This window comes from Alkaliphilus pronyensis, assembly GCF_009017275.1.
In the GTDB taxonomy this organism is placed as follows: domain Bacteria; phylum Bacillota; class Clostridia; order Peptostreptococcales; family Natronincolaceae; genus Alkaliphilus_C; species Alkaliphilus_C pronyensis.
The window spans coordinates 1-22,460 of the sequence record NZ_WBZC01000003.1; the positions used below are offsets into that span (position 1 = coordinate 1).

20 protein-coding genes are annotated in these 22,460 nt (G+C 34.8%); 16 read left to right on the forward strand and 4 right to left on the reverse strand.

Annotated features, from left to right (window positions below; all coding sequences use genetic code 11):
• Nucleotides 1–28 precede the first annotated feature (28 nt).
• Complete coding sequence (locus tag F8154_RS00805; protein ID WP_151859688.1) at nt 29–1,378, reverse strand: PhoH family protein; 1,350 nt, start codon at nt 1,376–1,378, stop codon at nt 29–31.
• Between the two features lie 318 nt (nt 1,379–1,696).
• Here F8154_RS00805 and F8154_RS00810 point away from each other — a divergent pair, with 318 nt between their 5' ends.
• Entirely contained in the window at nt 1,697–2,677 is a 981-nt protein-coding gene (locus F8154_RS00810; protein ID WP_151859689.1) for an MBL fold metallo-hydrolase, read from the forward strand.
• A 2-nt stretch (nt 2,678–2,679) separates the two neighbouring features.
• Here F8154_RS00810 and feoB read toward each other — a convergent pair whose 3' ends face one another.
• Complete coding sequence (gene feoB, locus F8154_RS00815) at nt 2,680–4,827, reverse strand: ferrous iron transport protein B (RefSeq protein ID WP_151859690.1); 2,148 nt, start codon at nt 4,825–4,827, stop codon at nt 2,680–2,682.
• A gap of 15 nt (nt 4,828–4,842) precedes the next feature.
• Nucleotides 4,843–5,088 (reverse strand): FeoA family protein, encoded by a 246-nt coding sequence (locus F8154_RS00820; RefSeq protein WP_151859691.1) that lies wholly within the window; start codon nt 5,086–5,088, stop codon nt 4,843–4,845.
• A gap of 148 nt (nt 5,089–5,236) precedes the next feature.
• Here F8154_RS00820 and F8154_RS00825 point away from each other — a divergent pair, with 148 nt between their 5' ends.
• From F8154_RS00825 to F8154_RS00875, 11 genes are all read left to right on the forward strand, one after another.
• Entirely contained in the window at nt 5,237–5,731 is a 495-nt protein-coding gene (locus F8154_RS00825; RefSeq protein WP_243141117.1) for a metal-dependent transcriptional regulator, read from the forward strand.
• A gap of 93 nt (nt 5,732–5,824) precedes the next feature.
• Nucleotides 5,825–6,808, forward strand: a complete 984-nt coding sequence (locus tag F8154_RS00830; protein ID WP_151859692.1) for a YeiH family protein — start codon at nt 5,825–5,827, stop codon at nt 6,806–6,808.
• Nucleotides 6,809–6,938: 130 nt separating this feature from the next.
• The gene (locus F8154_RS00835; RefSeq protein WP_151859693.1) at nt 6,939–8,261 is read left to right on the forward strand and encodes a sensor domain-containing diguanylate cyclase; all 1,323 of its coding nucleotides are present in this window, start codon (nt 6,939–6,941) and stop codon (nt 8,259–8,261) included.
• A gap of 98 nt (nt 8,262–8,359) precedes the next feature.
• Complete coding sequence (locus F8154_RS00840; RefSeq protein WP_151859694.1) at nt 8,360–9,559, forward strand: efflux RND transporter periplasmic adaptor subunit; 1,200 nt, start codon at nt 8,360–8,362, stop codon at nt 9,557–9,559.
• Nucleotides 9,560–9,563: 4 nt separating this feature from the next.
• Complete coding sequence (locus tag F8154_RS00845) at nt 9,564–10,787, forward strand: ABC transporter permease (RefSeq protein WP_151859695.1); 1,224 nt, start codon at nt 9,564–9,566, stop codon at nt 10,785–10,787.
• Entirely contained in the window at nt 10,780–11,538 is a 759-nt protein-coding gene (locus F8154_RS00850; RefSeq protein WP_151859696.1) for an ABC transporter ATP-binding protein, read from the forward strand. The genes F8154_RS00845 and F8154_RS00850 overlap by 8 nt, the downstream gene beginning before the upstream one ends.
• 202 nt (nt 11,539–11,740) lie before the next feature.
• Nucleotides 11,741–13,048, forward strand: coding sequence for a lactate racemase domain-containing protein (locus F8154_RS00855; RefSeq protein ID WP_151859697.1), 1,308 nt, complete (start codon nt 11,741–11,743; stop codon nt 13,046–13,048).
• 128 nt (nt 13,049–13,176) lie between these two features.
• A complete protein-coding gene (locus F8154_RS00860; RefSeq protein WP_151859698.1) occupies nt 13,177–13,998 on the forward strand; it encodes a transporter substrate-binding domain-containing protein in 822 nt (273 codons plus the stop codon).
• A gap of 28 nt (nt 13,999–14,026) precedes the next feature.
• The gene (locus F8154_RS00865) at nt 14,027–14,689 is read left to right on the forward strand and encodes an amino acid ABC transporter permease (RefSeq protein WP_151859699.1); all 663 of its coding nucleotides are present in this window, start codon (nt 14,027–14,029) and stop codon (nt 14,687–14,689) included.
• A complete protein-coding gene (locus F8154_RS00870) occupies nt 14,673–15,395 on the forward strand; it encodes an amino acid ABC transporter ATP-binding protein (RefSeq protein ID WP_151859700.1) in 723 nt (240 codons plus the stop codon). Before F8154_RS00865 ends, F8154_RS00870 begins: the two co-directional genes overlap by 17 nt.
• A 19-nt stretch (nt 15,396–15,414) precedes the next feature.
• A complete protein-coding gene (locus F8154_RS00875) occupies nt 15,415–16,575 on the forward strand; it encodes a pyridoxal phosphate-dependent aminotransferase (RefSeq protein WP_151859701.1) in 1,161 nt (386 codons plus the stop codon).
• Nucleotides 16,576–16,807: 232 nt separating this feature from the next.
• On the opposite strand, the gene F8154_RS00880 is transcribed toward F8154_RS00875, so the two are convergent.
• Nucleotides 16,808–17,377 (reverse strand): cupin domain-containing protein, encoded by a 570-nt coding sequence (locus F8154_RS00880; protein ID WP_330577813.1) that lies wholly within the window; start codon nt 17,375–17,377, stop codon nt 16,808–16,810.
• A 182-nt stretch (nt 17,378–17,559) separates the two neighbouring features.
• Between F8154_RS00880 and F8154_RS00885 the strand changes: the two genes are divergently transcribed.
• From F8154_RS00885 to F8154_RS00900, 4 genes are all read left to right on the forward strand, one after another.
• Nucleotides 17,560–19,029 (forward strand): protein adenylyltransferase SelO, encoded by a 1,470-nt coding sequence (locus F8154_RS00885; RefSeq protein WP_151859703.1) that lies wholly within the window; start codon nt 17,560–17,562, stop codon nt 19,027–19,029.
• A gap of 302 nt (nt 19,030–19,331) precedes the next feature.
• Complete coding sequence (locus tag F8154_RS00890) at nt 19,332–20,309, forward strand: phosphotransferase enzyme family protein (protein ID WP_151859704.1); 978 nt, start codon at nt 19,332–19,334, stop codon at nt 20,307–20,309.
• Nucleotides 20,310–20,600: 291 nt separating this feature from the next.
• Nucleotides 20,601–21,293 (forward strand): VanR-ABDEGLN family response regulator transcription factor, encoded by a 693-nt coding sequence (gene vanR / locus F8154_RS00895; RefSeq protein ID WP_151859705.1) that lies wholly within the window; start codon nt 20,601–20,603, stop codon nt 21,291–21,293.
• Nucleotides 21,283–22,401, forward strand: coding sequence for a sensor histidine kinase (locus F8154_RS00900; protein ID WP_243141118.1), 1,119 nt, complete (start codon nt 21,283–21,285; stop codon nt 22,399–22,401). The genes vanR and F8154_RS00900 overlap by 11 nt, the downstream gene beginning before the upstream one ends.
• The last annotated feature ends 59 nt before the right edge of the window (nt 22,402–22,460 follow it).

A 22,460-nucleotide genomic window follows, 5' to 3' on the forward strand; every position in this document is an offset into this window, starting at 1 on the left:
GTCAGTTAACTGACTCTTTTTTAATGGATTACATATGTTTTTCTGCTATTTTTGCTAATGGACTTCTTTCTACCTGTCGTAATTGGATATGGCCGGTTATATCAAAATACTTCATTTTATCTACGGTGTATACTAAACCATTTGACTTTGAGTCCACCAAGATATTGTCGATTTGATTATCAGATGGGTCACCAACAAAAACAAATTTCGAATCATGGCCTGCTCTAGTTAATAATAGCTTTGCTAAGTGGGGGGTTGTTTGCTGGGCTTCATCAACTATAACTAAAGAACCAGATAGGGTGCGCCCCCTCATATATGTGAATGACTTAGTTTCAATAATTCCCTTTTCTCGAAACATGTCGATAAACATATCAATACTATTCTCATTTCTTGTATTACCAATGGTTTTTTTATCCTTAGACTTGTTATCAAATAGGTTGTCTATTGCATCATAAAAGGGACCCATCCAAGGCTTTAGCTTTTCAATTTCGTTGCCTGGTAAATAACCTATATCATTTCCTGCGGGAACAACAGGTCTTACAAATACAATTTTTCTATAAACTCCCTTTTCTATAACCTTTTGGAGGGCCACACTGGTAGGTAAAATGGTTTTTCCTGAGCCTGCACCTCCTGTTAAAGTAACAAAATGTACACTTTCGTCCATTAGAAGCTCGAAAGCCATTTTTTGCTCCATATTTATTGGTTTTAATCCCCAGGCAGATTCATTTTGGTATTTAAGGGGAACTATAAGAGAGCCATTATACTTAGCCAATAGCTCATGGGAAGAATTCTCTATATTTTTAACATGGAAAAAATGATTGGGATAAATTTCTTCCTCAATTCTTGAGGGAAGTGGGAGGCCAAAATCAAAAATCATATCTATTTCCTTAGAGGACAGCTCTAGCTCAGAATAGCCTTTGTATAAGGTATCAGTACTGACTTTATCAAACTTGTAATCCTGTACATTTATACCTAAGGAATCAGCTTTAATTTTCATAGAAAGGTCTTTAGTAACTAGTATTGTTGTGTTGTCACTAAGCTTTGAAAGGGCTTCACAAATAGATAATATTTTATTGTCGTTTTTATCCTGGTCCAAACCATTGGGTAGACATTTTGTGTCCATGTGGTTTAGCTCAATTCTTATGGTACCGCCAGTTTCTAGTTTAATGCCTGTTGAGAAATCTCCATTTTTCCTTAGCTTGTTTATTTCTCTAAAGACACTTCTGGCATGGAAGCCCACCATACCTTCTCGATTCTTAAGGGTGTCTAACTCTTCGATACAGATAATAGGCATAATGATATTGTTTTCCTCAAAATTATTAAAGAAATAGGGGTCATGAATCATTACATTTGTATCAATAATATAGTCTTTTATCAAAACCATCCCTCCTTTTTACCATTTTACAACATATTATAACTTTGAGTATTATGGATTTGTTAAAAAACTAAAAATAGTAGAAAAGTATGATTTTCGACAATATTATAAAGAAAACTAAGTTCAAATAAGGCCTTTACTCCACTGAACTCTAGCTGTATATATTTAGAAGTTTGCGAATACCTATGTTCAGCTTAAGAAGGGGGAGCATTAGTTACTCCTCTGCGATTAATTGATCTTAATATGGGATGTATAATTGCTGTTGTTTCATAAAAAATTGTAATATAATAAACATAAAATTATGTAAAAAGGGTGAATAAAATGATTAAAGAACTATATCCAAATGTTTTTTGCTGTGAAATACCCCTTCCTAATAATCCCCTTAAAGCCTTAAACAGTTATGTTATTAAAGGGGAGGAGGAGAGCTTAATTATAGATACGGGCTTTAATTGTAAAGAAAGTCAAGATGTATTCTTCAATAATTTACAGGAGTTAAAGGTTGATATTGCAAAATCAAAGGTAGTAATTACCCATCTTCATTCCGATCACTCTGGACTTGCTCACCTAGTCTATAAAAGGGGAGGGAAAATCCACATGAGCAGGGGGGATGGAGCTGCCACCAAAAGAATGATGCAGGAGGAGAATTGGCAGGAGATAAAGCTGCAATTAGAAGCCTTTGGAGAGAGGGTAGAAAACAATTTCTTTGATAGTCATCCAGGAAAGAAATATGCTCCCTCTGAAGAGTTCCATTTTACTACTATAGAGGAGGGAGATTCTATAGCCGTGGGTGACTATAGGCTAGAGGTTATTTCTGTACCGGGCCATACTCCTGATATGATTAATCTATATGATCCTAAGCACAAAATATATTTTTCAGGTGATCACATATTGAATCCTATAACACCTAACATTGGCTTTTGGGGTTTTAAATATCCAGTAATACTTAACCAGTATTTTAAAAGCCTCGAAAAAATATATAGCTTAGATATAAAGCTAACCCTACCTTCCCATAGAAGGATAATTACAGACCATAAGAAAAGAATTAATGAATTAATAGCCCATCATGATGTAAGACTTAAAGAGGTACAGAATATTTTATGTGGGGCAGAAAGGCCCATGTCGGTGACTGAGGTAGCAGAAGGAATGAGCTGGAGAATACCCTTTGATACATGGAGTAGCTTTCCACCACCGCAAAAGGCCTTTGCCCTAGGAGAAGCCATGAGTCATTTAGAATTTTTAGTTTATCAGAAAAAAGCTGTTTTAGCCGATGATGAAGGCATACTGATGTTTAGTGCTAAATAGCTTTAAACAAGCCCCAATAATTTTACCCCTTGAGCTACTATAAAGCAAACCAAAATACCAGTTATAGTAGGTACTAAAAAGGAAATTCCAGTCCATTTCCAGCTTAAGGTTTCTTTTCGGATGGTTAAAAGAGTAGTACCACAGGGCCAATGATTTAATGAGAATAGCATTGTGCAAACAGCTGTTAGCCAAGTCCAGCCATTATCTACAAATAATTGTCTCATCTCAGCTAAGCTATCTAGCTCCAGCATAGAGCCCTTTGACATATAGCTCATAATTAAAATTGGAAGCACAATTTCATTGGCAGGTAACCCAAGTATAAAAGCCATCATAATGTAGCCATCAAGACCTAATAGCTTAGCAAATGGATCTAAGAACTGGGCACATATTGTTAAAATACTTAAATCACCAATTGTGACGTTAGCCATAAGCCATATTACTAAGCCGGCTGGTGCAGCTACAACCACTGCTCGACCTAGAACAAATAGGGTACGGTCTAAAAGAGAGCGAACTATAATTCTGCCTACCTGGGGCTTTCTATAGGGGGGCAACTCTAAAGTAAAGGAGGAGGGCAAACCCTTCAATATTGTTTTTGACAATAATCTTGAAATTAAAAGGGTAATTAAAACTCCCAATACAATAGTTGCTAAAACCGACAAGGTAGCTATAATTGAACTGAAGGCACCAGCAGAAGCAGCAATAAATATACTGGCTAATGCGATTAAGGTAGGAAATCTACCGTTACAAGGAACAAAGTTATTAGTTATTGTAGCTATTAACCTTTCTCTTGGAGAATCAATAATTCTACAGGCAATTATTCCAGCAGCATTACAGCCAAAGCCCATACACATGGTTAGAGCCTGTTTTCCATGGGCACAAGCCTTTTTGAAGTAATAATCTAAATTAAAGGCAACACGAGGTAAGTATCCTAAATCCTCAAGCAAAGTAAATAATGGAAAGAAAATAGCCATTGGAGGAAGCATTACAGAAACTACCCAGGCTAATGTACGATAGACACCTAGCACGAGAATATCATGTAACCACATTGGAGCCTCTATCCAGTAAAAAAAGTCAGTCAAATGCCCCTCAATCCAAAACAAGCCATCCGCCAGCATAGCTGAAGGAACGTTGGCACCAGCAATAGTAAGCCAAAAAACCAAGCCTAAAAGGGAAATCATAATGGGTATACCAAATAATTTAGAGGTTAACACACTATCAATTTTTCTATCAAACTGGTTATAAGACTCATTTTCTATAGAAACAACTTCTCTACTGATTTTTTCTGCTGCTTTAACTATATTTGAGACAATAAGGTCGGGTAAATCTTCCAGCATTATATTGCTTTCTACTAAGTGTTTACCAGCAGCATCTAATTTCATCTGTATTAATGTATTCTCTGACAAATTAAATTTTAGGTAATCATTTATGGATTCCAAGAGAGAGGTATCCCCATCAATAAGGCGAAGAGCCGCCCACTTACTATTAATCCTATTACCTACTAAATCATGAATAGGTGGTTCTACCTCTTGTATGGCCTTTTCAAGAGCCTCATCATAGGTTACTTTTTTTGGCATAGGATTTATATCTCCACAGGCCACCTTTTTTACTATGTCCTTTAGCTCCTTTAACCCCTTTCCACTTCTGGCTGTGGTTCCTACTACAGGCACACCCAGTAAGCTAGATAGCTTTTTAAGATTAATATTAATTTTCTTTCTTTTAGCTTCATCCATTAAATTTACGCATACCACAACCTTATTTGTGATTTCTGTAATTTGCAGTACTAAGTTAAGATTTCTTTCTAAGCAGGTGGCATCTGTAACCACTACAGTTGCATGGGGATTACCAAAGCAAATAAAATCCCTGGCAACCTCCTCTTCTACTGAATTAGCTAATAAAGAATATGTTCCTGGCAAATCAACCAATACAAATTTTTTGTTTTCATGTACATACCTTCCCTGGGCGTTGGTAACAGTTTTACCTGGCCAGTTTCCAGTGTGTTGATTCAGACCAGTAAGGCTGTTGAAGACAGTGCTTTTACCGGTATTTGGATTACCTGCCAATGCAGTTACTATGTCATCTGGTGATTCCAATTGAACCTCAAACATTTCCTTTAAGGCACCCGTGCCTGTTGATTCCTTAGTTAAACCCATAAAATATCCTCCCTACTATTTCTTTATTGATTCAACTAGTATTTTAGATGCTTCTTCTGAGCGTAAGGCAATAACAGCTCCCCTTATCTCATAGGCAATGGGATCTCCAGCAGGACTTTTTCTTAAGGACTCTACTGTTGTATCATCAATTAATCCTAAATCCAACATCCTCCTACGGGCAATTCCATCTGCAATAAGCCTTTTCACCTTGCCAAATGAGCCCACAGGCAATTCATTAAGCGATATTAAACTGTTATTCATGTAAAAAACCCCTTTCTACAAATTTTTTATAGGTTAGTATCATAAATTAGTTGTAGGAAACATTATTTGCTGTACCTAATAACTAAGATATGAGCTATTGCTTAAACCTGTTACATAGAAAAGTAAAAATATTAAAGGGGATGTAATTTTGAAAAAGAATAAGGAATTTCATACGGTTAGAGGTTACCAAATGCTAAGCTCTGAGAATAAAAAATTAACTTCAAGCATGGAGGATTATCTGGAAATGATATATAGAACCTGCATTAAGGAAGGCTATATTCGTGTTAATCAATTGGCCCGTAAGCTAAATGTTAGACCTTCATCTGCTACTAAGATTGTTCAGAAGCTAAGCGAATTACAATTAATAATCTACCAGAGGTACGGAATAATACAGCTGACTCAAGAGGGGAAAACAATAGGAGAGTTTCTTCTTAAAAGACATGATATTATTCAAAGATTTTTAAAGATTCTAGGCATTGAAGAGACACTGCTTAAAGAAACAGAATTAATAGAGCATGATGTAAGCAGCCGTACATTACAGGCAATAGATTTGTTTAACTCCTTTATAGACCAAAATCCTGATATTAAAAAGCAATATGAGGATTTTAGAGCTACAAAGCAAAAACAAAGTGAGAAAAGCTAATGAACCTAAACTTAACCTTATGTATGTATACTTAAGGTTTAGATGATGATATAATTGATAGCTGTAAGGATTACACTTAAAGGATGATAAAAAATGAGTAAGCTCTACAAACTTATTCCTGGATTCATGCTGGCATTTACTATAGGTTTAATTTCATTGTATTTGGGTAAAAGCTTTACTATAATTGGAGGTCCGATATTTGCAATACTAATAGCCATGTTAATTGCATCCACCTGTAGCATACCCAATTCATTAAAAATTGGTATAAAGTTTACAGCAAAAAAGATGCTTCAATTGGCTATAGTACTGCTGGGTTTCCAGCTAAATCTCTTTAATGTGTTAAAGATGGGTATGCAATCCTTAACAATGATTTTATTCACTATCTCCTCGGTATTCATAGTTTCCTATACGATATCAAAGCTTTTAAGAATACATAAGAATAAAGCTATTTTAATTGCAGTAGGTACAGCTATTTGTGGTGGCTCTGCAATTGCAGCTACAGCTCCTGTAATTATGGCTGAGGATGAAGAAGTGGCTGCTTCAATATCAACAATTTTTCTATTTAATATTGTAGCAGTATTTGTTTTTCCTCCCATAGGTAGACTATTAGAAATGACAGATATAACCTTTGGTTTATGGAGTGGACTAGCTATAAACGATACTTCCTCCGTTGTAGCAGCGGCACAGGTCTGGAGTTCTGAAGCTTTAAGTATAGCAACAATAGTAAAGTTAACAAGAACCCTAATGATTTTACCAATTACTATGATCTTAAGTATTTATTCTTTAAAAACTAGTTCAAATAGCAATCGAGTCAATTTAGCGGGGCAACTGCCCTGGTTTATTGTTGGGTTTTTATTTACCTCTGTTATAGCAACACTCAATGTAATAGCAATAGATATAACAAGAGCTTTAGTAGATTTAGGTAAGCTACTTATAATTATAGCAATGGCGGCAATAGGTTTAAACACAGACATTAAGCAGTTGATGTCTAATGGAATAAAACCTTTAGCTTTAGGCTTATGCTGTAGTATAACCGTTGCAATAGTGGCTATTATTGTAATAAAGCTATTATTTTAAAATATTTTTTTAAAATAAAAAACGACAAAAAACGTCAAAAATTTACAAAAACACTGATATAATGATTTTATAATATAAAGTAAACTATTAACCAATTTAACTAAATTTGCTTTCTACAGGGGGACTTGAAATGGGTGAAAACTATTTAAAAAAAGAATTGTATCAACTTGTAAAAAGGGATTCAACTATATTTGATTTTGTTCAAGCAGGCTTTTTAGATGGCATTTGGTATTGGGATATAGAAAATCCAGAGAATGAATGGATGAGTGAAAGATTTTGGGAAACATTAGGCTATGATCCAAAGGAAAAAAAGCATCTCGCATACGAATGGCAGGATATTATCTTCAAAGAAGATTTAAAAGCAGCAACATCTAATTTTCAGAAACACTGTTTAGATCCAAACCATCCCTATGATCAAATTGTACGTTATAGACATAAAAATGGATCTACTGTATGGGTTAGGTGTAGAGGAATAGCAATTAGGGATGACAGCGGTGAGCCTATTCGAATGCTAGGGGCACATACAGATATAACTAGCCTAAAGGAAGCTGAGGAAGAAATAAAAAGTATTTCTTTAGAATATGAAAAAGTATTTAACGGTACTCAAGATGCCATGTTTTTAGTAGAGGTTTTAGATAATAATACATTTCGATATATACGTACTAATCTTACCCATCAAAGCAAAACAAAAATATCCTTAGAAAAGATAAGAAATAAAACCCCCCAAGAGCTACTTGGTAAAGAAATTGGAGATATTATATCAAAAAATTATCAGAGGTGCTATGAAAGCAGGGAAAGCATTGTCTATGAAGAAGAGCTATGCTTACCTGGTGGTAATAGAGTTTGGTTAACAACCTTAACACCAATTTTAGAGGATAATAGAAAATCTTATATTGTAGGCTCTTCTACAGATATAACAGATAGAAAGGAATTGGAGCTAGAGCTTCAAAACAGTGCTTATTATGACAAGCTAACAGGAATACCAAATAGAAGATTGTTTTTTGAGAAGCTAAGTCAAATGATAACAGAAAACAAGAGGGATAGCAAAAAGTTTGCAGTGCTTTTTATTGATTTAGACGGCTTTAAGGCAGTTAATGATAATTATGGACATGAAGTAGGAGATAAGGTTTTAGCCACAGTAGCCAGTCGCCTACAAAATTGTGTTAGAAGGTCAGATGTTTTATCACGAATGGGTGGAGATGAGTTTACAGTTATTCTTAGAAACATAAAGGACAAAAATGCTATAGAAGCTATCGTTAATAAAATCCACAAAGCCCTTAAGGAGGTTATGTACATAGATGAACAGGAGTGTAGAGTAGATTCTTCCATTGGAATTGCAATATATCCAGAAAACGGCAAGGATTGCGATACTTTATTACGGAATGCTGATGCAGCTATGTATGACATTAAGAAAAATGGAAAAGGTGGGTATAGTTTTTTTAGCAATAATTAGATAATTAGCAATCCTATGGCATCTATATAGATAGATGCTGTTTTCTTTTTTTTGTAAAGGGTATAAATCAACATACGTTAAATAAGGAAGGTGAAAATATGACAATCAAAAAAAAGCTAATTTTATTACTAATTCCATTTATAATTGTTTCTGGTTTTATGTTTTATTATTTTACATATTCAAATGAAGCTATAGAAGCCTATGAGGTTAAGGAATTAGATGCAATAAACACTATTGTGGTAAATGGTAAAATTGTTCCAGCTAAAAGTCTACAAATCAGGTCTCCCATAACTGGAGTAGTTAAAGAAATTAAGGTTAAGGAAGGCTCGCCTGTTGAAGCTGAAAATATAATGATTGTCTTTGAAACAGAGGACATCGAAAATCAATTAAGGGAAATAGAGGCAAACAAAAGGGTTATTGAGTTTTCCCTACAAGAGTTATCAGGAAATGGCTATAAGCTACGGGAGGAAGAGGTTAATATTGCCAATATTCAACTGGAGGAAGCGAAAAAAGCACTTGATAGGAGTAAGGAGCTATATAATAACAAGGCTATAAGTCAAAGGGAGTATGAAAGTGCACTGACAAACTATGATTTGGCACTGGCTAAATATAATTTAGCCCTCATTAACCAGCAAAACTTATCCCATAGTGGTAGTAAAACTAAACAAATAGAAGCACAAATAGATCAATTTAATATAAGGCTTCAGGGTACTAATCTACTACTGGAAAAACACAGCATAGTAGCTCCCTTTAAAGGAAAGATTACTGAATTATTAATTAAGGAGGGGGAGTTTATACAGGTGGGAGCTCCTCTATTGGTATTAGAGGATCAAAGGGAGTTCTTTTTAGAGGTTAACTTAGATGAAAAGGAGCTTCAATATATTAGCGTAGGTCAAGAGGCCATTATATCACCCCAGTCATACCCCAATATGAGGATTAATGGAACTATTGGAAGCATTAAGCCCTTTGTTGATACTGAGAGAGGGACTATTTCCATAAGCATAAAGCTAGAAGAAGCCAACGAGGCTGTTATAACTGGTCTTACAGCATCTGCAGAAATTATTACAAATGAATATAAAGCAGTTAAGCCTATACCTAAAAGATTCATTATTAATGATGAAAACGATAACTATGTGTTTACTATGGTTGACAATAAAACAGAAAAAATAAAGCTTAGCATAGAAGCTGAAACAAGTGATAGCTTTATAGTAAAGGATGGAGTTACAAAGGGGGATGTTATACTGTTACCGGACGGTATTGAGGAAGGACAAAGGGTAAAGCCTATGTTAGGGGAGTGATAAAATGTCTTTAAATGTTATGCTTGCATTAAAGTTTCTTAAATCAGGTAGAAATCAAACAATTTTAATTATATTAGGTATTGCAGTAGGTATATCAATACTGGTTTTCATAGGAGCCCTTATAGATGGTCTGCAAAAAGACCTTATTGACGGTACAGTCGGTAATACACCCCATATCATTATCGATCCATCACAAGAAAAGCCTACTCCACAAATACAAGCTAATGATGGCACTATTTATAACCGTAAAACTATTAATACCTATAGAAGAACACCAACTATATCAGGCTGGAAGCAGGATATCTCCCTTATAGAGAAAAATAAAGGTATTATCACTATATCTCCAGCAGTTATAGGTGCTGGCTTTATATCTAAGGGGGGCATAAATAAATCAGTAGTTATTAGAGGACTTAATATAAATGAAGGAGATAAGATATATGATATAACAAGAAGAGTGATAAAGGGAGAAGGCTTATCTGGTAGCAATAATATTTTGATAGGCTCTTCATTAGCTAATGATTTAGATATTAGTATTAATGATATAGTTAATATAACTACAAACAATGGTAATCAAGACCTTTATAACATACAAGGTATATTTGATTTAGAAAATGAAGCCTTAAACAATAGTTGGATTGTAATGGATATTGGTAGAGCCCAAAAGTTTTTTAATCTTGATGGTAACATATCTACTATTGAATTACAGGTGGAGGATATTTTTATGGCAACATCTATAGCCAATAACTTAAAGGGTCAGTTTAAAGGCTATGATATAAAAAGTTGGCAAGAAAACAACCAACAGCTTTTAACTGCCCTTAATAGCCAATCTAGCTCCACCCTATTGATACAGGTTTTTGTACTTATTGCTGTAACGTTGGGAATAGCAAGTGTACTGGCAATATCAGTAATTCAAAAGTCAAAGCAAATAGGCATTTTAAAGGCTATGGGTATAAAGACTAAAAACGCAAGCAGTATCTTTTTACTACAAGGGTTTATTCTTGGTTTTTTGGGGTCTTTGATAGGAAGTGGCTTTGGTTCCTTCCTTACACTAATATTTGTTACATTTGTTAAAAATGAAAAAAATGAGCCTTTATTTCCAATAGAAATAAGCTTTAACTATATCTTAACTGTAATTATAATAGCAACAATTGCAACCACCCTAGCTGCTGCGTTTCCTGCTCGACGTTCAGCTAAATTAGACCCAATAGAGGTGATAAGAAATGGATAGCTTAGTCAAATTAAGCAATATAACTAAGGAGTATGGAACAAAAATAAAAACAAAAGCCCTTGATAAAATAAATCTTGAGATATTGGAGGGAGAGTTTTTATCTATAATTGGTCAATCTGGCTCAGGGAAAAGTACTCTCTTAAACATAATGGGAACACTAGACAGACCCACTGATGGTGAGCTGCTTTTTAAGGGCAGTAAAATAAGTAGACTAAATGATGATGCTCTTGCCAACTTCAGAAATAATAATCTAGGCTTTGTCTTTCAATTTCATCATCTGCTGCCAGAACTGAGTGTGCTGGAAAACGTATTAATCCCAGCGTGGATAACCTTTGAAAAAAAACCAACTGCCACCATAATAGATAGAGCAAAGGAATTAATAGTCTTAGTTGGTGTCGAAAATAGAGTTAATAATAAACCCAACGAATTGTCAGGAGGACAAAGACAAAGAGTTGCCATAGCTAGGTCCTTATTAAACAATCCTTCATTAGTTCTGGCAGATGAACCAACGGGCAACCTAGATAGCGATGCTTCAGACAATATATATGAGCTACTTAGAACCATTAATAAAGAACTAAATACAACTTTTATTATTGTTACCCATGATATGCATATAGCAGCTAAAGCAGACAGGGTTATAGAGATAAAGGATGGAGAGATAGTTCGGGATGTTAGTAATAGAAGTAAGGCTGAGGAGGAGGCCTTTAAAGAGTTTTCACCTAAAAACTGTTTGTATTGTAAGAGCTTATAGACTTAGACTATAACCACAAAATGGGATACACCACCAAAGGGGTGTATCTTATTTTGTGGTTAATTTAATATTTATGTAATAAAAATACATTGACCAACCTATAAATTATTAATATAATGCATATATATTCATTCAAATGAATAAATAATTATTACTCTTAAGACTTGAATGGATAAAAGAAAAGATAAGGAGGGGGAGACAATTGATTAGTTTAAAAATGAAATATGGAAGGGATGAAATGCTTGCAGCTGTACCTAATCAACATTTTATGGGATTTATTGAAGGTAAAAAGCAAGCTAATAGTAATACAGAAGAAGAAATCATACAAAAGGCTTTAAATAATCCAATAGAAAGCAGAAGCCTAGTTGAAATTGTATATCCAGGAGATACCATATGTATAGTAATTTCTGATATTACAAGGGCTTGGCAAAAAATGAGCTTATATCTTCCCTATATTGTAGAGGAGCTAAATAGAGGGGGAGTAAAGGATGAGGATATTACCTTTCTTTGTGCTACAGGGTCCCACCGTAAGCAGAGTAGAAGGGAACATTCAATACTACTGGGGAAGGACCTAGCAAAACGCTTTAGGGTGATTGATCATGATTGTAGAGATAAAGAAGCTATGGTTTATGTAGGAGAAACCAGCTATGGTACTCCAGTATGGATTAATGAAATAGCTATGAAAAGCACCCATATTGTATTAACTGGAGCTATTGTCTATCATGATCTAGCAGGATGGAGCGGAGGAAAGAAATCTATACTTCCAGGAATAGCTGCCTATGAAAGTATAATGGCAAATCATGGCCTTTCCTTAAGTAAAACAGCTGGGGGAGGTATTCACCCTAAGGTAGGATGTGGAATTGCAATAGATAACCCTATTCATGAGGATATGCTGGAGGCCGCCAACTTAGTTAAACCTTCTTTTATTTTTAATGTAATTATGGACTATAGGGGGAAAATAGGTGCTGCAGTTGCTGGTGATTATATAAAGGCCCATAAAATAGGACAAGAGAAGGTAAATGCTATTGATGGAGTTAAAATCAAGGAAAAGTCTGATTTAGTAATAGTATCATCAGGAGGCTATCCCAAAGATATAAACCTATATCAAGCATCAAAGGCATTAAGCAACGCAAAAGAGGCTGTAAAAAAGGGAGGCACTATAATTCTAGTAAGTCAATGTATTGAAGGCTTTGGAGATAAAGGGGTTCAAGAGATTATACAAGACTATAGTGAAAACTATTCCCAGGAAATAGAATTGAGGAATAATTATTCAATAGCAAAATATACTGGTTATTTAATAGCAAAAATTGCTGAGGATTATAAAGTTATTCTTGTATCTGAGATTCATCCAAGTTCACTAAAATCTATAGATATACAAGTTGTGACAACATTAAAGGAGGCTATAGTTAAGGCAAAGGAAGATAAAAAGGAGCCTCAAAAAACCTACTGTATGCCTTATGGCTCCAATACTCTTCCTAAGCTTGACTCCATTACTATACCCCTTAGGTAGAGGCATATTAGTAACGCCACAGAAAAAATAAAGATTTATTAAAAAAACACTTGCATAAATATACTCATACATGTATAATAATTCAATAACATATTATTATTAATCAAAAAATTAAAGGAGGAGAAATAATGTTTAAAAAATTGAAAACAATAATGGTAATGGTATTAATACTTGTATTAACAGTTTCAGTTGTAGGATGTGGTGTTAAGGCTAATGATGGGGAGAAGGAAATGACAAAGCTTGAAAAAATTCAAGCAAAGGGCAAAATTGTTTTAGGTACCTGTGCCGACTATCCCCCCTATGAATTCCACAAGGAAATAAACGGTAAGGATGAAATAGTTGGATTTGATATTGAAATTGCAAAGGTTATAGCAGAAAATCTAGGGGTTGAGCTGGAGATAAAGGACATGAAATTTGACGGTTTATTGGCGGCTTTAGTGGCAGATGATATTGATTTCATTATTGCTGGAATGGTACCAAGAGAAGATAGAAAAGAGAGTGTAGATTTTTCAATCCCATATTATCAAGCAGAACAAAAAATACTAATAAAGGCAGAGGATGCAGAAGCTTTAAATTCAATAGAAAGCTTAAAGGGCTTAAAGATTGGTGCCCAGAAGTCAACAGTGCAGGAGGATATTGCCAAAGACAAACTAGAGGCAGGAGAGGTTAAAGCATTAGGCAAAATTACTGACCTAGTATTAGAGCTTATGAATAATAAGATCGATGGGATTGTTTTAGTAGCCCCAGTTGCAGAGGCATATGCAAAGCAGAACACAGATTTAATGGTACCAGAGTTTACCTTAGGAAAAGAGGATGGGGTAGCGGTAGCAGTAAACAAAGGAAATGCAGACCTACTGGCAGAAATAGATAAAACCTTAGAAGAGCTTATTAATGATGGATCAATAGATAAATTTATTCAAGAGGCAACAGCATTAGCAGAGGAAGAATAGTTTATAAGAGGTAAAGGAGAAAAAGACATTGGACTTTTCATTTATGCATAAATATTATCAGTTTTATATAGATGGTACAGTAATCACACTATTACTTTCTTTCTTTGGTGTTTTATGTGGAGTAGTTCTAGGGGTATTTCTAGCCCTAATGAAGCTTTCAAGGAATTCTATGCTTAAGCTATTGGCATCAGCCTACATAGAATTGGTTAGGGGTACCCCATTATTGGTTCAATTATACATTGTTTATTACGGACTTCCCAAGTTGCTGGGCTGGGATTTTGCTGATCTTACTTTAGGTATTGTAGCTGTTTCACTTAATAGTGCTGCCTATGTTGCTGAAATTATAAGGGCGGGAATACAATCTGTTGATAAGGGACAGATGGAGGCAGCAAGGTCATTAGGAATGCCCCATAGAACTGCAATGACTTATATCATCATACCACAAGCCATTAAAAACATATTGCCAGCCCTCGGCAACGAGTTTATTGTTCTAATAAAGGAATCGGCTATTGTTTCGGTTGTAGGTATACATGATTTAATGTATAAGGCTGATACTGTAAGGGGTAACACCTATAGACCCTTTGCACCATTATTGGTGGCAGCTGCAATCTATTTTACAATAATTTTTGGGTTATCTAAGCTATTGGCTTATGTGGAAGGGAGGATGAGGACTGGTGATTCAAGTATCTAATTTAAATAAGGAGTTTGGCAAGCTCCATGTACTAAAGGACATAAATATAAAAATTAATAAAGGAGAAATAGTTGTAATTATTGGACCAAGCGGTTCGGGAAAGAGCACCTTCCTCAGATGCTTAAACCTTCTTGAGGAGCCGACAGATGGAGAAATTGTATTCGAAGGGGCTTCAATAACTAATAAATATAATGATATAAACAAGCAAAGACAAAAAATGGGTATGGTTTTTCAGCAGTTTAATCTATTTCCCCACATGACAGTAATAGAAAATATTACACTGGCCCCAATAAAGCTTAAAAAAATGGAAAGGGCAGCTGCCAACAAGGTGGCTTTAAACCTTCTAAAGAGAGTAGGATTAGAGGATAAAGCCTTTGTATACCCAAATCAGCTATCAGGCGGACAAAAACAAAGGATAGCAATTGCTAGAGCATTGGCAATGGCTCCAAACATGATGCTTTTTGATGAACCAACCTCGGCTTTGGATCCTGAAATGGTAGGGGAGGTGCTGGGGGTAATGAAGGAACTAGTAACTGAAGGTATGACAATGGTGATTGTTACCCATGAAATGGGCTTTGCAAAGGAGGTAGGAAGTAGGGTTATTTTTATGGATGATGGAAGGATTGTTGAAGAAGGCTACCCAAAGGAGCTATTTAGTCAACCTAAGCATCCAAGAACGAAGGATTTCCTTGCTAAAGTTCTATAGAGGGGGATGACGAGTATATATGAAGCATAGATTTCTATCTAAAAGATACTGGAGTTCAATTACAACCCCCATGGCAGAGGTGGTTGATCTGGCAAGTAAATATAAGGATATAATTAATCTAAGCTTAGGGGATCATGATTGGATTACAGATAAGAATGTAATTGACGCAGCCTTTAAGGATACCCACCAAGGTCATACTAAATATACAGACTCCTTAGGAGACCCTGAGTTAAGGGAGGAAATTATAAAATACTATAGTGAGGAGTATGGCTATGGCCTAGAAATGACAGAGGTTATGGCTGTTGTAGGTGGTTGCCACGGAATGCATCTTGTGCTGGAGGGAATTTTAGATGATGGTGATGAAGTAATTGTTCCAGAGCCCTTTTTCACACCCTACAAACACCAAATTCAACTGGCTAGAGGAAAAATGGTGGCATTAAAAACCTGTGAAGAGGATAGTTTTCAAATAGATTCCCAAGAGCTTAGAAATTTAATCACCAATAGAACAAAGGCATTAATACTTAATACTCCCAATAACCCCACAGGAGCCTGCTATAGTAAAGAAACCCTTAAAAACATAGCAGAAATAGCTGTTGAAAATGATCTAATAATTATATCAGATGATATATATGGAGCCTTTAGCTATGGAGAAGCCTTTCAACCCATTACCACATTAGAGGGTATGAAGGAAAGAACCATTACTATAGGTAGCTTTTCAAAGGATTATGCAATGACGGGATGGCGGATTGGATATGTGCTGGCACCAGATTATATAATACAGTGTATAAGGGATATAAATGAGGGTATATGCTTCTCTGCACCTTCAATATCCCAAAGGGCAGCCCTTCATGCCCTTAGCAGGAGAAGGGAGATACAATCACCAATGGTTGATGAATACAAAAAAAGAGTTTTCTACGGCTATGAAAGGATTTGTAAAATCCCTAAAATGTCGGTGCTCCCCCCAAAGGGCAGCTTTTATCTTTTCGTCAATATTAAAGAAACAGGCTTAACATCTGTAGAAATAAGCAAAAAAATATTGGAGGAGGCCCATGTTTTGGTGATTCCAGGTAATGCCTTTGGTAAATGCGGTGAGGGATATATAAGGCTTGCCTGTACTGTAGACATTAGAGCTTTAAAGGAAGCCTTTGATAGAATAGAAGTAATATGTAATAATATTTAATTACCATAATACTAGTAAACACCCTAAGTAATCTTAGGGTGTTTTAGACTGATGAAAAAGCCCTATTTTCTTTGTTGCTTCATAATCCTAGCACTTTTACAAAACTTAGAGGCAGGATGTAAGAGTCTAGAGAATAGAGTTTTATTTTTCTCAAGCTTTTAATCTGCGAACTCCAACTTCCAAACTAAAACCTCCAACTTCTAACCTCTCATGTTCTTTAAATGGTTTGTCTTTAATGATCATGGTCTTCCTCGGCATCCTTTTTAGTTTCATGTATGGTTCCAAAGGGATGCTCGGGTGGTGCATAAATAGAGTATAGCTTAAGGGGTTTACAGCCAGTGTTAACTAGGTTATGCCATGTTCCAGCAGGAATAAGTATTGCATAATCATCATACACCTCTTTTTTAAAGCATAAGTTATCCTTGCTATCCCCCATCATAACAAGTCCTTGCCCTTCTTCTATCCGTATGAACTGATCTACATCAGGGTGTTTCTCAAGACCTATATCATCACCAACATCTATACTCATTAGAGTAAGCTGCAAATGCTCTCCTGTCCATAGGGCAGTACGGAAGTTTGTATTTTCCTTAGTAGCTTCTTCAATATTTACTACAAAGGGCTCTGGTCCATAATCCTTTAATTCAATACATTGTCTCCCAGAGCCTGGAGAATACATAGGCATATTACCCCAATAGGGGTATTGTTGAAATCTGTAGCCCTGCATATTATATGGATTATAAACAGGTGCATTATAGAAATAAGGATAGTAGCATGGGTTATAATAATAATTCACATAAATCATTCCCTTCATACTCTTTTATGAACATAATATGATTTTTACATATAGGATGTGATTTATAATAAAAAAGTTTAAATGTGTTTTAAAAAGATATAATAAACTTAGATACATTTTTAAGCAATATTCTTAACATCCATAAAAAAACCAATATAATAGCATATAAGTGAAAAGGAAAAGGTGATAATATGACAAGTACAAAGGCAATAAATTGGAACTTTGAAAACAGCTATGTACAGCTACCTTCAATATTTTATTCTACCTTAAGGCCTACTCCAGTACCATCACCAAAGCTGGTTATTTTAAATCATAAACTGGCTACAGAGCTAGGACTAGATGTACAAAACCTGCAAAATAAAGAAGGTATAGAAATGCTAGCAGGAAATCAAGTTCCTAATGGAGCTATACCCCTTGCACAGGCCTATGCAGGACATCAATTTGGACACTTTACAATGTTAGGAGACGGTCGTGCAATACTTTTAGGCGAACAAATAACTCCTTTGGGAGAAAGGTTTGATATACAACTAAAAGGCTCAGGACCAACACCATATTCCAGAGGCGGTGATGGTAGAGCCACACTAGGACCAATGCTAAGGGAATACATTATAAGTGAGGCCATGGAGGGTCTGGGAATTCCCACCACCCGTAGCTTAGCAGTTGTTTCAACTGGAGAGATTATAACCCGTGAAGCACACCTGCCTGGTGGTATTCTAACTAGAGTAGCTTCAAGTCATATAAGGGTGGGAACCTTCCAATATATATCAAACTGGGGTACCAATGAGGAGCTTAAGGCTTTGGCAGATTACACAATAAACCGTCATTTCTCAGATTTAAAAGAGGTTGAAAACCCATACCTTATGTTGCTTAAAGAGGTGATAAAAGGTCAAGTACAGTTAATATCTAAGTGGCAGTTGGTTGGCTTTATACATGGGGTAATGAATACCGACAACATGGCTATTAGTGGGGAAACCATTGATTATGGACCCTGTGCATTTATGGACACCTATGACCCCAAAACAGTATTCAGCTCAATTGATGTTAGAGGGCGTTATGCTTATATTAACCAGCCCCCTATTGCTGAATGGAACCTATCAAGATTTGCAGAAGCTCTTTTACCCCTGCTGCATAAGGATCATGATATGGCAGTAGAGCTTGCAAAGGAAGGTATTTCAAGCTTTAATGAGCTATATAAATATCATTGGATTAAGGGAATGAGGGCAAAGCTTGGAATCTTTAACGAGGAACTAGAGGATATATCCTTGGTTGAAGAATTACTTAGTATAATGGAGAAATACAAGGCTGATTATACAGATACCTTTAGGAGATTAACAATTAATGAAATACAGGGGGATTTAGAATTATTTAACTCAAGGGAGTTTACTGAATGGTATAAACGATGGCAAACCAGACTAGAAAGACAACCACAGCATAGGGAATCAAAATATCAATTAATGAGTAATTCAAACCCTGCTGTTATACCTAGAAATCATAAAGTTGAAGAGGCATTAGAAGCGGCAGTAATGAAAGGGGACTTTAGTGTAATGGATAGACTTTTAAAGCTTGTTACAAAGCCCTATGATTACACCTGCCAGCAGCTGGAATATATAACACCACCTAAGCCTACAGACATACCATATAAAACTTATTGTGGCACCTAGTGCCATTTTTTTTGTTAAGAGCTTTATATAGGGTTTTTTAGTGGTCTTAAAACACGAAACTGGGTGTAATATACATTTTAGCCATCATGCCAATATTACAAAGCCTTATTAATAATACAATTTTGTAAAAATTGGTATATGTGGTATACTTTTATTGTTAGCAATGTCGGATTGTTTAACAAGTCTAATGTGAAGGGAGTTGTTTTTATGAAGAAAACTAATAGGAGGTTTTCCGACTAAATTGGAGGAATAAGTAATTAATTTTTCATAATCTTATTCCTTCCTTAAAGGAGTGTAGGAATATGATGAAATTAGAAAACCTGATATGTAATACTGAAGATATTGCATATGAAATTTTGCAAAGTTGGCAACATGATATTGATAGTCTTAGGTTTTGGCGTGGTAGTTCTAACTATGTATATTTTTTTACATGCAATGATAATGAATACTGGTTAAGATTTACTAAAAAAGACGAAAACTCATTAGAAGAAATTAAGGCTGAAATTCAGTTATTATTGTACTTAAATAATAATGGTTACCCATGTGTTGTTCCTATTAAGTCTAAGAATAATAATTATGTTGAAGCTATTGAAAGGCATAAGGAAACATATTATGCTGTTGTGTTTAATAAGGCTGTTGGTGTTAACTTAGACATTAAAAACATAACAAAAACCCAGTTAGAGGGTTGGGGCAAGGCACTTGCTTCTTTTCATAGTTTATCTATGTCCTTTCAACCTAAAGAATACGTTAGAAAGAGTTGGAAAGATAAGTTGAAACTGACAGCCGATATATTAAAAGACTTCCCCAACGAGAAAAATGCTCTAGAAGAACTATATAGAATCAAAGAGTGGCTAAGTTCCTTACCAATTACTAATGAAAACTATGGTTTAATTCATTATGATTTTGAATTAGACAATATCTTCTGGAATGAGGAGTTTAAAAAATTTACTATAATCGACTTTGATGATTCTATGTATCACTGGTATGCTATGGATATAGCCTATGCCTTGAGGGATTTATATGAGTTAGAGGAATGCAAAAAGAAAGAGGGTTTACAGGTATTTTTAAAGGGCTATTGCTCTGTTAAAACTATAAAAGAAGAGTATATAGAACTATTACCTAAATTTAAAAGATTTGGGGATTTAATAACCTTTGCAAAGCTGTTAAGGTCTTTAAAGGATAGTGACTTTTCACAAGAGCCAGTTTGGCTAGATAAGCTAAGACCCAAGTTACTAAACAAGTGCCAAGAATTAAGAGATGGCTTTATTGAAGAATGGTAAATAGTATTAGTAAAAAATACTAAACAAGACATCGGTATATCAAAATATTCCTTTAGAGGAAGAAGAAAATAAAATAAGACTTAATGCCCAGTGGATATTACTATTTGTATATCTCACTGGGTGTTACTATATTTAAACATAATATTTAATATATCAAACTCCACATTTACTATATTTAATAAGGTTAAGTATAATTATTATTAGGGCAATTATAAATCTCAATAAAATCTTAATAATCTATAGAAATAAAAATGGTATAATAAAAACCCATACTTTCATCGGAGGTTTGAAATGAACAAGAACATACTGATTGTAGATGATGAAAAGGAAATAGCCGATTTACTTGAGATATACTTAACAAATGAAAACTATAATGTTTTTAAATATTACCTTGCTCAAGATGGTTTAGAATGTGTAAATGAAAACAAAATAGACTTAGCCATTTTAGATATTATGCTTCCAGATGGTGATGGTTTTTCCATGTGTCAAGAGATAAGGAAAAAATATATGTTTCCTATAATAATGCTCACAGCGAAAAACCAAGAGCATGATAAAATACATGGATTAACTTTTGGTGCAGATGATTATATAACTAAGCCTTTTAGACCCCTTGAAGTTGTTGCAAGAGTTAAAGCACAGCTTAGAAGACACACTAAATATAATACTTCCACAAACTCTCATGATATTCTTATTCTTAGAGGACTAACACTTAATTTAAAGACCCATGAATATACACTAAACGATGTCCCCCTTTCTCTTACTCCAACAGAGTTTAGTATTTTAAAAATTCTAATAGAGGAAAACGGAAATGTTTTATCGTCAGAGGAGTTGTTTAATAGGGTATGGGGGGATGAATACTATGACAAAAACACAAATAGTATTGCAACTCATATTAGACATATCAGAGAAAAGCTAGGTGATACAATGGAAAATCCAAAATATATAAAAACTGTATGGGGGGTTGGATATAAAATTGAAAAATAAAAGACCTTATCAAAAGCTTATCAATAAAATATTTTTGCAAACACTATTATTATTTTGTATTGCTATTGCTGTTATATTTTTAGTCCGCTCTTCCACTCAAGGAAAAATAGGAAACATTATTGCTCGAATTATTAGTAACACAAAAGATGTAGATTGGGATACTGCAAGTAGAATGTATTATTATAGCATAAGACAGTATATGAACACTATTATATCAGGTATTATTTTAATAACATTTATAGTGTTTTTCAGAATATTCTTATGGTGGTTTACCAAATATTTTGATGAAATGATAGCAGGAGTCAATGCCATTACGGTTAAAGGCGAGGAAATTCGTATGTCTGATGAACTTAATTTTATGGAAAATCAGCTTAATAGTATTAAACGGAATTTGGAACGAAGTGCAGAGGCAGAGCGTGAACTGGAAAAACGAAAGAATGAACTGATTATCTATCTTGCTCATGATATAAAAACACCTCTGACTTCTGTTATAGGATACCTGAACCTGCTTGAAGAAATCCCCGATATGCCCATTGAGCAAAGGAGTAAACACGTAAAAATAACATTGGAAAAATCATATAGACTTGAAAAGCTGATTAACGAATTTTTTGAAGTGGCGAGATATAATACTGATAATATTACATTGGATAAAAAAGAAATAGACTTAAATCAAATGATGATACAAATAGCTGATGAAATTCATCCTCTGCTTGAGAAAAAAAACAAGAGTATATCAAGTGAAATCGAGGAAAATACAAAGCTTTATGTTGACGGTGAAAAGATAGCAAGGGTGTTTATCAACATCATAAAGAATGCCATATCCTATGGAGATGATAACAGTATCATCGACATATTTACCTATGAAAAAGAAAACTGCATTGAAATAAAGATAAAAAACAAGGGTATTATTCCTCAAAAAGACTTAGAAACAATATTTGATAAGTTTTACAGAGCAGATAGTGCTAGACAAACAGCAACAGGGGGGACGGGTTTAGGTCTGGCTATTGCTAAAGATATTGTTACACTTCACAAAGGAAAAATTTTTGCCGAATGTGATTGCAATCATACAATCTTTACCGTAGAACTCCCTAACAAACTTCAATCTTAATAAAGTCTCAATATATTCTCAAAGCACTTGATACTCTTATTTGCTACACTGCAAGTAAG